We start from the raw sequence: 14561 nt of genomic DNA, 5'->3' as shown, positions 1-14561 counted from the left end.
ATTCTCAAAATTTCTTTATTTCTACTATCTCCATTTTATAGCTACTTTAATCAAATCTAACTATAAATTTCAAAATTTATTTTAAAAAAGCAAAAAACATCACACTTCATCACACTCTTTATCTATAATTAAGAAATGTAAATTTAAAAATAAAGGAGATAAAGATGTATCAAAATCATGAATATAAAAACCGATTTAGAATACTAAAAGGTGGATTGATTTCCCTTGTTGTTGCTTCAAATCTATACTCAGCTCCAAGTGGTGGAACAGTAGTAAGCGGAAATGCAACAATAAACCAAAATGGAAATACTACAAATATAAACCAAAGTAGCCAAAAAGCCTCTATAAATTGGCAAGATTTTAGTATCTCTAAAAATGAAACAGTAAACTTTAATCAACCAAATACAAACTCAATAACTCTAAACAGAGTAATAGGAAATGAAAAATCTATTATAGATGGAGCATTAAACGCAAATGGACAAGTTTGGATTTTAAACTCAAATGGTACACTCTTTGGTAAAAATGCAAAAGTAAATACTTCTGGACTTCTTGTAACAACTAAAGAGCTATCAGATGATGACTTTCAAAAAGGTAACTACTCTTTTAAAGGTAACTCAAAAGAGAGTATTGAAAATCAAGGTGATATAAACCTAAATGATAAAGCCTATACAGTGTTTGTTGCAAATAGTGTAATAAACAATGGTGAGATAAAAGTGCATAAAGGAACTGTTCATCTAACAGGAGCAGATGAGTTCTCTTTAACTTTAAATGAAAACCAAAATATCTCACTAAAAGTAACAAAAGGTGCTTTAAACTCTCTTGTTGAAAACAATAACCTAATAGTTGCAAATGGTGGAAATGTATATCTTACAACAAATGCAAAAAATGAACTTCTAAAAGGTGTAGTAAATAATACAGGAATTATAGAAGCTGCTTCTTTAGATGACCTACAAAGTGAAGTAATACTTTTTGCTCACGGTGGAACAGCAAATATAGATGGGGAAATAAAAGCTAAAAACTCATTTGTGGAAACAAGTGGAGAAAACATATCTGTAAAAGATAGTTTTAAAATCACTGCAAATAAATGGCTACTTGACCCAGTTGATATGACAATTGAAGCAAATGGTGGAAGTGATTTTAATAGTGGAAGTGTAAGTGCAACTGCTATACAAAATGCTTTAGCTGGAACAAATTTAGAACTACAAGCAGATAATAATATAACTGTAAATCAAAATATCACTTGGAGTACAGATAAACAACTAAAATTAACAGCCAATAGTATAGATGTAAATGCAACAATAAATAATACAAACTCTACAAACGGTGGAGTATATTTTAATGCATCTAATACAACATATAAAGTAGTATTTGGTACAAATGGAAAAGTAATTGTAAATAATATAAATCAAATGCAATGGATAGAAACAGCACTAAATGGAAAATATGAACTAGGAAGTAATATAGATGCAGGTGCTACAAAAACAGATACAGCAAAATGGGGAACAACTGGATTTAATCCAATAGGGAATGATACAAATATTTTTACAGGAACATTTGATGGCAAAGGTTTTACTATCTCTAATTTATATATAAATAGACCAACTCAAGATTATGTTGGACTATTTGGAATTACAAATAATCCAACTATAAAAAATATTGGATTAGAAAATCTAAGTATTGTTGGAAAAGATTCTGTAGGTGGATTGGTTGGAAATCATCTTTATGGAACAATTTCAAACTCATATGCAAGTGGAACTGTAAGTGGTGGTTCTAAAGTAGGTGGATTGCTTGGAGAAAATTCTAATGGAACAATTGAAAATTCATATGCAAGTGGAACTGTAAGTGGTGGTTCTAAAGTAGGTGGATTGCTTGGATATAATACCTTTGGAACAATTTTAAACTCATATGCAAGTGGAACTGTAAGTGGTGGTTCTAAAGTAGGTGGATTGCTTGGAGTTACTTTTCGTGGAACAATTTTAAACTCATATGCAAGTGGAACTGTAAGTGTTGGTTCTAAAGTAGGTGGATTGCTTGGATATAATACCTATGGAACAATTGAAAACTCATATTATGATAATGCAACAAATACAGCCTCTATGAATGATAGTTCTTACGGAAAAACAAAAATAGAAATTGCAACTGCTTTAAAAAATGTAAGTAGTGAATGGGAAACTGATTTATCAAAAGGTAGAGGATATGGTACAAGTGGAACTACAGATTTACCATTTTTAAAAAATGTTACAAAACTTTCAAACACTTTGTTTGAAGATGGTCATGGAACAATCACAAATCCATATACAATTACAAACTGGACACAGTTGCAAAATATTAATAACTCAAAGATTTTAACTAGTGGCTACTATTTTAATCTTTTAAATAATATTGATAGTTCAACAGCTGGATATATGGGAAATAGTGGAGAAGGTTGGATTCCTATAGGAGATGTTAACTCTCAATTTAGAGGAACATTTGATGGACAGGGAAATACTATTTCAAATCTATATATAAATAGACTTAATAGTATAGGATTGTTTGGAGAGTCAGGTAGTGTTTCAACTATAAGAAATATTGGATTAAAAGATGTAAATATTAGAGGACAAATGTTTGTAGGAGCTTTGGTTGGAACTAATGATGGAACAATAACAAACTCTTATGCAAGTGGAGCTGTTAATGGAGTTTTTAGTCATGTAGGTGGATTGGTTGGAGAAAATTATGGAACAATTTCAAACTCGTATGCTAGTGTAAGTGTAGGTGGTACTTCTTCTTTAGGTGGATTGGTTGGATTTAATTATCAAACAATCACAAACTCTTTTTATGATAAAACAAAGTTTAATGGAAATGGTGTAGGAGATGATTTGTACTTCACTGGAGTTAAAGGACTTACAACAGAAGAGATGAAACACGGAACTGTATATAAAACTGCTGGTTGGGATATAGTTGCAGATAGCACTTTGGTAGAAGGAACTCCAGTTATAAAATTTGATAGTGCAAATAATAAATATGTTTGGGCTATTGCTCCAAAAACTTTTACTGCAAATTTATCAAATCAATCAACTACTTACAATGGTTTACTTCAAAATTTAAGTTCTATCTACACTTCACAATCTATCTTTGGTACAGCTGGAGTAAATTTCAAATTTGTAGATGTTGATAATAATGATATAACAGCATATAAAAATGCAGGAACATATTCTAATATAGGTGTTGTATCACTTGATGAGTTCATAGTTGCAGGAGTTGGTACAAAAGGAACTTTGACTATAAATAAAGCCAACCTAGATATTATCGCAAACTCAAATAGTTTGGTTTATAACGGACAAACACAAAGTGTAAATGGATATACATTTGGAACAAATGGACTTTTAGGAAGTGATACAAAAGCTGATTTAGTTGGATTAACTGGAATAACTACAACAAGCTCTAGTAAAAATGTAGGAAATTATGCTACAAATATTGGTGGAACATCTAATAACTATAATATAAACTTTACTCAAGGAAACTTAAGTATCACAAAAGCAAATGCAATAGTAAATGCAAACTCAAATAGTGTAGTTTATAATGGATTAACACAAAATGTAAATGGATTTACTGTAAGTGGACTTGTTGGTGGAGAAACAAAAGATGTTTTAACAGGATTAACAGGTTTAACAACAAGTGGAAAGAATGCAGGAGAGTATAATACAAATCTTGCTGGAGATGATATAAACTATAACCTAACTTTTAATCAAGGTAAATTAACTATTACAAAAGCAAATGCAATAGTAAATGCAAACTCAAATAGTGTAGTTTATAATGGATTAACACAAAATGTAAATGGATTTACTGTAAGTGGACTTGTTGGTGGAGAAACAAAAGATGTTTTAACAGGATTAACAGGTTTAACAACAAGTGGAAAGAATGCAGGAGAGTATAATACAAATCTTGCTGGAGATGATATAAACTATAACCTAACTTTTAATCAAGGTAAATTAACTATTACAAAAGCAAATGCAATAGTAAATGCAAACTCAAATAGTGTAGTTTATAATGGATTAACACAAAATGTAAATGGATTTACTGTAAGTGGACTTGTTGGTGGAGAAACAAAAGATGTTTTAACAGGATTAACAGGTTTAACAACAAGTGGAAAGAATGCAGGAGAGTATAATACAAATCTTGCTGGAGATGATATAAACTATAACCTAACTTTTAATCAAGGTAAATTAACTATTACAAAAGCAAATGCAATAGTAAATGCAAACTCAAATAGTGTAGTTTATAATGGATTAACACAAAATGTAAATGGATTTACTGTAAGTGGACTTGTAAATAATGAAACAAAAGATGTTTTAACAGGATTAACAGATTTAATAACAAGTGGAAAGAATGCAGGAGAGTATAATACAAATCTTGCTGGAGATGATATAAACTATAATCTTACTTTTAATCAAGGTAAATTAACTATTGCAAAAGCCAACCTTGATATTGTTGCAAACTCAAATAGTTTGGTTTATAACGGTAAAACTCAAAGTGTAAATGGATATATATTTGGAGAAAATAAGCTTTTAGGAAGTGATACAGTAGCAGATTTAAATCTAAGTGGAATAACTACAATAAGCTCTAGTAAAAATGTTGGAACTACTAAAACAAATATTAGTGGAATATCTGATAATTATAATATTAATGTAGCACAAGGAACATTGAATATTATAAAAAAAGGTATTTCTGTAACTGCTGATAATAAAAATAAAAAACAAGGTGAAAATAATCCAAACTTAACTTATGTAGCAAATGGATTAATAGAAAATGATACTTTAAATGGAACTTTAAGTACAAATGCTACACAAAATAGTGAAGTAGGGAGCTATGATATAGAAAAAGGTAGTTTGGATAACCCAAATTATGAGATAGATTTTAAAAAGGGTAAATTAATAGTTGAGGCTAAAACTGAACTTCCAAAACCTGAAACTCCAAGAGGAGTTCAAGAAGTAGTAGATAGTATTTCTCATCAGATTGCACAAACATTACAAGTAGAGTCTCAAATAGATAATCAAATATTAAATATAAATCAGAATACTCAAACTGTAAGCTTTAATAAAAGATATGGTGTAGAGATTATAAATGGTGGGATAAATGCTCCAACAAAAGAAGAAGAAGCTAGAAACTTCCAAAATATGATAAATAAGTAGGAAAAAAGATGATAAAACTAAATCAAATAATAACTCTTTCAGTGTTAAGCTCTAGCTTACTTTTAGGAGCAAGTCCAATACCAAATAGCTCAAGTATAGAAAGAGAGATACAAGCCCCAAAAGATATTCCAATAAAGCAAAAAGATATTGTAAAAATAGAGGGTGTACAACAAGATAGCTTAAAAGATATTGCAGATAGTAAAACTATTTTAATTAAAGGTTTTAAAATAGAGGGTAATACAATAATCTCTACAAATGAGATTTTAAACTCTATTAAAGAGTTTGAAAACAGAGATTTGACTTTTACTCAAATTCAAACTTTGTCTTCTATTATCTCTAAACTATATCAAGATAAAGGTTACTTTGTTGCAAGAGCATATCTACCTGCTCAAAATATTGAACAAAATAAAAATATTTTAAATATATCTATTTTAGAGGGAAATTACGGTGAGTTTAAAGTAATTAATAACTCTTTAGTTAGAAATAGTGTGGTTCAGGATATATTTGATAATACAAAGTTTAGCTCTGTTATTGATACAAAAGTAATAGAAAGAGCATTACTTTTAATAAATGATAGAGCAGGAGTTAAAGTATCTAAAGCAGAAATTAGCCCAGGAGCTGATGTAGGAACAAGTAACTTTAATATTGAAACTACTGCAACTCCAAGAGTAGATGGTTATGTAGTAGCTGATAACTATGGAAGTAGATATACAGGTTTGTATAGAACTCAATCTTTAGTAAATATAAATAGTATTGCAACTTTGGGAGATAAACTGTCAGTTTCAGGACTTGTTTCAAATGGTGCTGATTTGAAAAATGGAAGATTTGCTTATGAACTACCTTTAAATTCTTATGGTTTAAAAGCAGATGTTGCATATACTAGAACAAACTATAATTTAGTTAAAGAGTATAAAGATTTAGATGCAAAAGGTAATGCAAATATATATGAGGCAGGATTAAGCTATCCATTACAAAGAAGTACAAATCAATCATTTTGGTTAAAAGGAAAGTATTATCATAAAGAGTTTAAAGATTATATTCTTGATACAAAATATGAAGATAAAACTATAAACTCTTTTGTAGCTTCTTTGGATTTTGAGAAATATTATACTATTGGAGAGTTTCCATCAAGAGTATTTGCAAATCTAAATTTTACAACAGGAAATTTGAGCTCAAAATATAATAATCTAAATAGTGGAAACTATAATAAAGTAGATACTTATATCTCAAATGAGATAGCTTTTTCTGAAATATTTTCACTAAATACAAATCTAATAGCTCAAAGAGTACTAGGAAACAAAAAACTAGATGGAAGTGAAGATTTAAGTTTGGGTGGAGCTTATGGAGTAAAAGTCTATCCTTCTAATGAACAAAGTGCTGAAAATGGATATATGATAAATGTAGAGCTATTTTCAAAACTTCCTAGTATATCTTTTTATAATCATAAAATAGGAACATTTTATGATATTGGAAATGTATATCAAGAGAAAAATCAAGATGTTACATTTCAAAGAAGAACACTTCAAGATGTAGGGTTTGGATACTATGCAAACTATAAAGATTTTTTCGCAAAAGTACAAGTGGCATGGACCTTGAACTCTGACCCAATTTCAAGTGAAAAAACTTCTCATCAAAATAGTAAGATATTGTTTCAAACGGGATTGGTTTTTTAGAACGATTATGTAGAGATTAACTCTCTACATAATTTTTAAGATTTTTACCAACTTTTGGGTGTTTTAGTTTTTTAATAGCACTTGATTCAATTTGTCTAACTCTTTCTCTTGTTACTGAAAGTTCTTTTCCTATTTCTTCAAGAGTTCTATCACTAGCATCTTCCATCAGACCAAATCTCATTCTTATAACTGCTTGTTCTCTTTCATTTAATTGTCCAAGAATTTGGTCAATTTGACCTTGTAAATCTTCTTTCATGATATTATCAATAGGTGTTGGAGCTTTTTCATCTGGTACAAAATCTCCAAATTTACCATCATCATCACTTCCTATAGGTGCTTCAAGTGAAACTGGCTCTTTTGTGATTTTTATTACTTGTTTTACTTTATCAACAGGTAATCCAACTTCTTTTGCAATCTCTTCAACATCTGGCTCTTTACCATTTTCTTGCACACCTTTTCTAATGATTTTATTTATTCTATTAATAGTTTCAATCATATGAATTGGTATTCTAATAGTTCGTGCTTGATCTGCTATTGCTCGGCTAATTGCTTGTCTTATCCACCAAGTTGCATAAGTTGAGAATTTATAACCTTTTTTATACTCAAATTTATCAACTGCTTTCATAAGTCCAATATTTCCTTCTTGAATTAAATCTAAGAAGGCTAAACCTCTATTTGTATATCTTTTGGCAATAGATACAACTAGTCTTAAGTTTGACTGAGCCATTCTAGTTTTAGATGTATCTGTTATCCTTTTACCTCTTTTTATTTGTTCTAAAACAGCTTTTAATTCTTCAGGAGTTAAATCAAATCCATCTTTAGAAGCTTCAGCAGTTTGGAATAATTTTTTTATCTCCATATATGTTGAAACCATTGTAGCTTCAGGTACCATTGCTGTAATTTGTGCTTTTGAAAGATTTACAATATTTTCTAATATTTTTTGGTGATTTTTTTGTAAATTTTCATTAAATAAAGGTAATCTATACTCTAATCTTTTTAGTTCGCTATCAAAACCTGATTCTGATTTTAATGATGTTTCCATAGCTTTTACAATTTCAGTTATTAATTTTGAAGTTGGTCCTAAATCTAGTAAGGCTTCTTTTAATAATTTCTTTTTAAAAGAAGTTGCAAGATTAAAAGTCATCATATCAACTTCATCATCAGATTTTGCTGTTTCTTTTGCTTGAAATTTTAACCATTCTTTTTTTGCTTTTTCAAGATTTTTAAAAGCTTCGATAATAGTTTGTGCTCTTTTATCTAATTTTTTTTGTTTTGTACCAGAGCTTTTTTTATCATCACCATCCTCAGAATATTCATCATCTTCATAATCTTCGTCTAATTCTTCCTCTTCTTCTTCCTCTTCATTTTCATCATCAAAGTTTTTAAATAACTCTTTTACTTTTCTCTCTCTATTTACCAAAGGTTCTTTATATTCTAAGATAAAATCTATAAGATATGGAACGTAACAAATAGCATCAAGGATAATATCCTCACCCATTTCAATTTTTTTAGATATTTCTATCTCTTCATCTTTAGTTAAAAGTGGGATTTGTCCCATTTCTCTTAAATACATTCTTACAGGAGAATCTGATCTTGACCATTCTAAAAGTTCTTTATTTTTTAATAAATCAAATTCATCATCGTCATTTTCAATTAGCTTTTCTCTTTGTTCTCTTCGTTTCTTTGCTTCTTCATCATTTAAAAGTTTAGCTTGTTCTTGTGAACTAATAACTGTTACATTATATAATTGCACTAAAGCTAAAATTTTCTTTATTGTAGCACCTGTCGGAGCCTTTGGAAAAATCTTAATAATTTTTTCATATGTCAATACAGAGTCTTTATACTCTTTTATCAGTTGCTCAATAGTTTTATTTATATCTTTTGTACTCATAGTTTTAGAAAATCCTTCTTTCTTTATGAAATAATCAAACATTATACCCAAATAATTTGAATATCGCATTAAGAATGGCTTATTTAAACAAAGTTTACTAAAATATTGGATAAAATTTTTAATTCAATGAAAATAGTGTTTAATAATATAAGGACAGAATATGAGTAAAATTACAGGTAAAGTTTGGAATTTTGGAGCAAATATTGATACAGACGTTATAATCGCTGCACGATATTTGAATAGTTCAGATCCAGAACATTTAGCAAAATATGTTATGGAAGATGCAGATCCAGATTTTCCAAAAAAATTAAAAAAAGGTGATATTATTGTAGCAGGAGAAAATTTTGGCTGTGGTTCTAGTAGAGAACATGCTCCAATAGCTTTAAAAGCTGCTGGGATAGCTGCTGTTGTTGCTCCATCTTTTGCAAGAATTTTTTATAGAAATGCATTTAATATGGGATTACCTATTTTTGAATTACCTGAATCTTTAGAAATTAAAGAAGGTGAAGAGATCAGTATAGATTTAGATAATGGTGAAATTACAAATAATACTACAAATAAAACTTATAAATTTATTCCAATTCCTCCATTTATGCAAGAATTAATAGCAAGTGGTGGATTGATAAATTATGCAATAGATGAAATTAAAAAGGCAAACTAATGAAAAATTATAATATTTCTATAATAAAAGGTGATGGAATAGGTCCAGAAATAGTTGATGAAGCTATTAAAGTTTTAGATGCTGCTTCAAAAAAATGTGGATTTTCTTTAAGTTATAAAGAGTATTTAATGGGTGGAATAGCTATTGATACGACAGGTGTTCCTCTTCCTGATGAAACAGTTAATGGAGTTTTAAATTCTGATGCTTGTCTTTTTGGTGCTATTGGAGGAGAAAAATGGGATACTCTTCCAAGAGAACTTAGACCAGAAACTGGACTTTTAAATTTTAGAGAAAAAATGGGAGTTTACGCAAATTTAAGACCAGCGATAGTTTATGATGAACTTGTAAATGCTTCAACTTTAAAACCAGAAGTTATCAAAGGTTGTGATATTATGGTTGTTCGTGAGCTTATTGGTGGAATTTATTTTGGAAAACCTAGAGAAAATGATGGATTTAAAGCATTTAATACAATGGTTTATACAAAACCAGAAATTGAAAGAATTGCAAAAACAGCATTCGAATTAGCTATGAAAAGAGATAAGAGAGTTTGTTCTGTTGATAAAGCAAATGTATTAGAAGTTTCTCAACTTTGGAGAGATACTGTAAATGAAGTTGCTAAAAATTATCCTGAAGTTGAGATTTCTCATATGTATGTAGATAATGCTGCTATGCAGTTAGTAAGAAATCCAAAACAATTTGATGTTATAGTAACTGGAAATATTTTTGGAGATATTTTAAGTGATACAGCTTCTATGGTTGTTGGTTCTATTGGTCTTTTACCATCTGCTTCAACTGGAGATAAAACAGCTATATATGAACCAATTCATGGTTCAGCACCTGATATTGCTGGATTAGGTATTGCAAATCCATTAGCTACAATTTTAAGTGCTTCAATGATGTTAAGATATTCACTAAATGAAGATAAAGCAGCAGATTTAATAGAAGATACAATAAAAACTGTATTAAAAGATGGATATAGAACTAAAGATTTAGCTGCTTTTGATGCAAAAGAAGTATTAAATTGCTCATCAATGGGTGATAAGATAGTAGAGTATATAAATAGATAATTTTTAGGAAAATATATGAGTGATAAAAAGTATAGATTAGTTACTAGAAGTGATATGGATGGTCTTGTTTGTGGAACACTACTAAAATATCTTGATATTATAGATGAAATAACTTTTGTTCATCCAAAAGATATGCAAGATGGTTTAATAGAAATTACACAAAATGATATAACTACAAATCTTCCATATGTTGAAGGTGTATATTTGGCTTTTGATCACCATTTTTCAGAAACATTAAGAAATGAAAAACGAGATAATCATATTATAAATCCAGATGCTGCAAGTGCTGCTCAAGTTGTTTATGACTATTATAATGGAGATGAAGTATTTCCAGGATATTTTACATCTATGATGTTAGGAGCAAATAAAGCAGATAGTGCAGATTTTACTTATGAAGATATAGTTGAGCCTAGAGCTTGGGCATTACTAAGTTTTTTAATGGATTCAAGAACTGGGCTTGGAAGATTTAAAAATTTTCGAATATCAAATTATCAACTTATGATGGATTTGATTGATTATTGTGCAAGACATAATATTGATGAAATTTTAGAATTACCAGATGTAAAAGAGAGAGTTGATTTATATTTTCAGTATGAAGAACAATTTAAAGAACAACTTAGAAAGTGTACAAAAGTTATTGGGAATCTTATTATAATAGATTATAGATATGAAGATATTATATATCCTGGAAATAGATTTATGGCATATACTCTTTTTCCAGAGCAAAATATTTCTATTCATGTTTTTTGGGCAAAAGATAAAGATAAAGTTGTATTTAGTACAGGAAAATCAATAATAAATAAAACATCAAATACTAATATTGGTGAGTTAATGCTTAAATATGGTGGTGGTGGACACATAAAAGCTGGTGCTTGTCAAATTTATAAAGAAAAAGCAGAAGAAATTTTAGAAGAATTAACTGAAAAAATAAATCAAGATGGTTAAGAAGAGATTAAAAGGTATTTTTTAACTCTTCATAAAACTTCTCAAATGATGGTAAATTTAAATTTGATTCTCTTTGTTTCTTTCCCCACATTGGCTCTGGAAAAAAAGAATCGTCCTTAAATCTTGCCATAATATGAAAATGAACATGTGGTACATAATTACCAAATGAAGCAATATTTATTTTATCTGGTTGAAAATATTCTATCATTGCCTTTTCTATCATATCTAAATACTTCCATATTTCTTGTTTAGTTTCAATATTACAATGAGAAAACTCTTTTATTGGTTCATTTGTAAATATTTTTAACCAAGGTATTTCACTTTTTTCAATTTGTATATTTATAAATTTATTTTTAAATATTATAGACATGTATAACCCTTCTTTGAATAATAGAAATGTTACTATAAAATTAGTTAAAATATACATTAATATTCAACAAGCTTTAAGCAAATATTAAATATAATCCAGTTCCGTTTTTTCAACCATTGAAGAAGTTTTTATAAAATATACCAATTATTTTATAGAGAGTTGGAAAAGTTTTTTAAATGCTTTTCCTGTTGAAAGTGGAAAATTAAACACAAATAAAGAAGGATAAGACTTATGAAAGTAAGAGCTTCAGTAAAAAAAATGTGTGATAAATGTAAAGTTATCAAAAGAAGAGGTATCGTAAGAGTAATCTGCGAAAACAAAAAACATAAACAAAGACAAGGATAAGACACATGGCAAGAATCGCGGGTGTTGATTTACCAAATAAAAAAAGAATGGAGTATGCTTTAACATACATCTTTGGAATTGGATTACACAATTCAAGACTAATTTTAAATGCAACTGGAATTGATTTCAATAAAAGAGCATTTGAATTAACAGAAGATGAAGCTGCTTTAATTAGAAAAGAAATCCAAGAAAACTACCTTGTAGAAGGGGATTTAAGAAAAAAAGTTGCTATGGATATAAAATCTTTAATGGACTTAGGTTCATATAGAGGGTTAAGACATAGAAAAGGTTTACCTTGTAGAGGGCAAAAGACTAAAACTAATGCTAGAACAAGAAAAGGTAAAAAGAAAACTGTTGGTGCAGCAACTAAATAAGGAATTATAAATGGCAAAAAGAAAAGTTACTAGAAAAAAAATTGTAAGAAAAAACATTGCTGATGGAATAGTTCATATAGCTGCTAGTTTTAATAACACAATGGTTACAGTTACAGATAATGCTGGAAATGCAATTGCATGGTCGAGTGCTGGAAATTTAGGATTTAAAGGTTCTAAAAAATCAACTCCATTTGCTGCTCAAGCTGCAGTTGAAGATGCTTTAAATAAAGCAATGGAACATGGAATTAAAAATGTAGGAATTAAAATCCAAGGGCCAGGTTCTGGAAGAGATACTGCTGTTAAATCAGTTGGAGCTATTAATGGAATCAGAGTTACTTGGTTAAAAGATGTTACACCATTACCACATAATGGTTGTAGACCTCCTAAAAGAAGAAGAGTGTAAGGAGTAAATAATGGCAAGATATAGAGGACCAGTAGAAAAAATCGAAAGAAGACTTGAAGCAGATCTTGGTTTAAAAGGTGAGAGAAGACTTTCAGGTAAAAGTGCTTTAGAAAAAAGACCATTTGCTCCAGGACAACACGGACAAAGAAGATCTAAAATTTCTGAATATGGATTACAATTAAGAGAAAAACAAAAAGTTAAGTTTATGTATGGTGTTTCTGAAAAACAATTCAGTAACTACTTTAAAGAAGCAGTTAGAAGAGAAGGAAATACAGGAGCTATTCTTATTTCATTAATTGAACAAAGATTAGACAACGTTGTATATAGAATGGGATTTGCTACAACTAGAGCATTTGCTAGACAAATTACAACTCATGGACATGTTTTAGTTGATGGTAAAAAAGTTGATATTCCTTCTTACCTAGTTAAAGCTGGACAAAAAATTGAAATTAAAGAAAAATCAAAATCTAATCCTCAAATAGTTAGAGCATTAGAGTTAACAAATCAAACAGGAATGGTTGATTGGGTTAATGTAGATAAAGATAAAGTATTTGGGATTTTCACAAGAATACCTTCAAGAGAAGAGATTGTTATTCCTGTTGAAGAGAGATTAATTGTAGAGTTATATTCTAAATAAAAAATAAAAAAAAGGTAGCCAATGAAAAAGTTTGCAGAAACTCCGTTTTTACCAACTGAAGTTGAAATTGAGGCTATTAGTGCTAATGAAGCTAAAATAACAGCTTATCCATTTGAAGATGGATTTGCTATTACTTTAGCTCATCCGTTGAGAAGACTACTTTTAAGCTCTTCAGTTGGTTATGCACCAATTGCTGTAAAAATTGAAGGTGTTACTCATGAGTTCGACTCTTTAAGAGGAATGCTTGAAGATGTTGCTATGTTTGTTATAAATCTTAAAAATATGAGATTTAAAATAAATAGCGATAAAAATCAAGTTGTTGTTGAATACACATTTAATGGACCAAGAGATATTAAAGGTGAAGATTTAATCAACTCTGAAGTAGATGTTGTTTCAACAGACGAACATTTAGCGACTATAAATAGTGATTGTAACTTAACGTTTACAGTTATTATCCAAAAAGGTATTGGGTATATGCCATCTGAAGATATTAGAGAAATCGTTGGACCTGATTATATTCCAATCGATGCGTTCTTTACACCAGTTAAGAAAGTTGTTTACAATATTGAGAAGATGTTAGTTGAAGATAATCCTAACTTTGAAAAAGCTGTATTTAATGTTATAACAAATGGACAAATTTCTCCAATTGTTGCATTTAGAGAAGCTGTTTCTGTTATGTATTCACAAATGTCAGTATTTAATAAAGTATTTGATTTATCTGAAGTAACAATGAGTGATTCAAGTGAAGAAACAGTTGAATTAAAAGATTTAGTTATAAGAATTGATGAATTAAACTTAACTGCTAGAAGCTTCAATGCTTTAGATAGAAATGGACTTAAATACTTAGGTGAGTTAGTACTTATGAGTGAAGTTGAAGTAAGAAATATTAAAAATCTTGGTACAAAATCTTATAATGAAATAGCTGAAAAGCTTGAGTCATTAGGGTATCCAGTAGAAAATACACTTCCAGAAAATGTTGCATCTTCTTTAAGAAGAAAATTAGAGCAATTAAAAGCATAAAATAAGG

Annotated in this window: 12 protein-coding genes; 10 read left to right on the top strand and 2 right to left on the bottom strand. The window is 29.2% G+C overall.

All coding sequences use genetic code 11. The annotated features are described in order from the left end of the window. The first annotated feature begins 164 nt into the window (after positions 1-164). Both ALANTH_RS06950 and ALANTH_RS06945 read left to right on the top strand, forming a co-directional pair. Positions 165-5168 (top strand): beta strand repeat-containing protein, encoded by a 5004-nt coding sequence (locus ALANTH_RS06950; protein WP_172658508.1) that lies wholly within the window; start codon positions 165-167, stop codon positions 5166-5168. A gap of 8 nt (positions 5169-5176) precedes the next feature. Next, complete coding sequence (locus tag ALANTH_RS06945; RefSeq protein WP_026807866.1) at positions 5177-6841, top strand: ShlB/FhaC/HecB family hemolysin secretion/activation protein; 1665 nt, start codon at positions 5177-5179, stop codon at positions 6839-6841. 16 nt (positions 6842-6857) lie between these two features. Here ALANTH_RS06945 and rpoD read toward each other — a convergent pair whose 3' ends face one another. Continuing rightward, on the bottom strand, positions 6858-8732 hold the full coding sequence (gene rpoD / locus ALANTH_RS06940; protein WP_026804490.1) for an RNA polymerase sigma factor RpoD: 1875 nt from the start codon (positions 8730-8732) through the stop codon (positions 6858-6860). A 160-nt stretch (positions 8733-8892) separates the two neighbouring features. On the opposite strand from rpoD, the gene ALANTH_RS06935 reads away from it, so the two are divergent. From ALANTH_RS06935 to ALANTH_RS06925, 3 genes are read left to right on the top strand one after another with little or no spacing between them, the layout of a single operon-like run. Continuing rightward, positions 8893-9393, top strand: a complete 501-nt coding sequence (locus ALANTH_RS06935) for a 3-isopropylmalate dehydratase small subunit (RefSeq protein ID WP_026804489.1) — start codon at positions 8893-8895, stop codon at positions 9391-9393. After that, the gene (leuB, locus tag ALANTH_RS06930) at positions 9393-10460 is read left to right on the top strand and encodes a 3-isopropylmalate dehydrogenase (protein WP_026804488.1); all 1068 of its coding nucleotides are present in this window, start codon (positions 9393-9395) and stop codon (positions 10458-10460) included. Before ALANTH_RS06935 ends, leuB begins: the two co-directional genes overlap by 1 nt. Positions 10461-10475: 15 nt before the next feature. Further along, positions 10476-11405 (top strand): DHHA1 domain-containing protein, encoded by a 930-nt coding sequence (locus tag ALANTH_RS06925; protein ID WP_026804487.1) that lies wholly within the window; start codon positions 10476-10478, stop codon positions 11403-11405. Positions 11406-11412: 7 nt separating this feature from the next. Here the strand turns inward: ALANTH_RS06925 and ALANTH_RS06920 are convergent, their stop codons facing one another. Next, on the bottom strand, positions 11413-11769 hold the full coding sequence (locus ALANTH_RS06920; RefSeq protein ID WP_202961206.1) for an HIT family protein: 357 nt from the start codon (positions 11767-11769) through the stop codon (positions 11413-11415). Positions 11770-12006: 237 nt separating this feature from the next. Here ALANTH_RS06920 and rpmJ point away from each other — a divergent pair, with 237 nt between their 5' ends. The 5 genes from rpmJ to ALANTH_RS06895 are packed head-to-tail and all read left to right on the top strand — an operon-like array spanning position 12007 to position 14554. Further along, on the top strand, positions 12007-12120 hold the full coding sequence (rpmJ, locus tag ALANTH_RS06915) for a 50S ribosomal protein L36 (RefSeq protein WP_004509205.1): 114 nt from the start codon (positions 12007-12009) through the stop codon (positions 12118-12120). Positions 12121-12125: 5 nt separating this feature from the next. Further along, the gene (gene rpsM / locus ALANTH_RS06910; protein ID WP_026804485.1) at positions 12126-12494 is read left to right on the top strand and encodes a 30S ribosomal protein S13; all 369 of its coding nucleotides are present in this window, start codon (positions 12126-12128) and stop codon (positions 12492-12494) included. Positions 12495-12504: 10 nt separating this feature from the next. Beyond that, the gene (gene rpsK / locus ALANTH_RS06905) at positions 12505-12897 is read left to right on the top strand and encodes a 30S ribosomal protein S11 (protein WP_026804484.1); all 393 of its coding nucleotides are present in this window, start codon (positions 12505-12507) and stop codon (positions 12895-12897) included. Positions 12898-12907: 10 nt separating this feature from the next. Further along, complete coding sequence (rpsD, locus tag ALANTH_RS06900) at positions 12908-13534, top strand: 30S ribosomal protein S4 (RefSeq protein WP_026804483.1); 627 nt, start codon at positions 12908-12910, stop codon at positions 13532-13534. A gap of 21 nt (positions 13535-13555) precedes the next feature. Further along, on the top strand, positions 13556-14554 hold the full coding sequence (locus tag ALANTH_RS06895) for a DNA-directed RNA polymerase subunit alpha (RefSeq protein WP_026804482.1): 999 nt from the start codon (positions 13556-13558) through the stop codon (positions 14552-14554). The last annotated feature ends 7 nt before the right edge of the window (positions 14555-14561 follow it).

The sequence above is a fragment of the Aliarcobacter lanthieri genome (assembly GCF_013201625.1).
In the GTDB taxonomy this organism is placed as follows: domain Bacteria; phylum Campylobacterota; class Campylobacteria; order Campylobacterales; family Arcobacteraceae; genus Aliarcobacter; species Aliarcobacter lanthieri.
The sequence above is the reverse complement of the archived record's forward strand: the minus strand, read 5'-3'. Positions and strand labels throughout refer to the sequence as shown.

Coding starts and splice junctions, on each gene's coding strand:
- ALANTH_RS06950 (WP_172658508.1), top strand. CDS start 165: ATGTATCAAAATCATGAATATAAAAACCGATTTAGAATACTAAAAGGT.
- ALANTH_RS06945 (WP_026807866.1), top strand. CDS start 5,177: ATGATAAAACTAAATCAAATAATAACTCTTTCAGTGTTAAGCTCTAGC.
- rpoD (WP_026804490.1), bottom strand. CDS start 8,732: ATGAGTACAAAAGATATAAATAAAACTATTGAGCAACTGATAAAAGAG.
- ALANTH_RS06935 (WP_026804489.1), top strand. CDS start 8,893: ATGAGTAAAATTACAGGTAAAGTTTGGAATTTTGGAGCAAATATTGAT.
- leuB (WP_026804488.1), top strand. CDS start 9,393: ATGAAAAATTATAATATTTCTATAATAAAAGGTGATGGAATAGGTCCA.
- ALANTH_RS06925 (WP_026804487.1), top strand. CDS start 10,476: ATGAGTGATAAAAAGTATAGATTAGTTACTAGAAGTGATATGGATGGT.
- rpmJ (WP_004509205.1), top strand. CDS start 12,007: ATGAAAGTAAGAGCTTCAGTAAAAAAAATGTGTGATAAATGTAAAGTT.
- rpsM (WP_026804485.1), top strand. CDS start 12,126: ATGGCAAGAATCGCGGGTGTTGATTTACCAAATAAAAAAAGAATGGAG.
- rpsK (WP_026804484.1), top strand. CDS start 12,505: ATGGCAAAAAGAAAAGTTACTAGAAAAAAAATTGTAAGAAAAAACATT.
- rpsD (WP_026804483.1), top strand. CDS start 12,908: ATGGCAAGATATAGAGGACCAGTAGAAAAAATCGAAAGAAGACTTGAA.
- ALANTH_RS06895 (WP_026804482.1), top strand. CDS start 13,556: ATGAAAAAGTTTGCAGAAACTCCGTTTTTACCAACTGAAGTTGAAATT.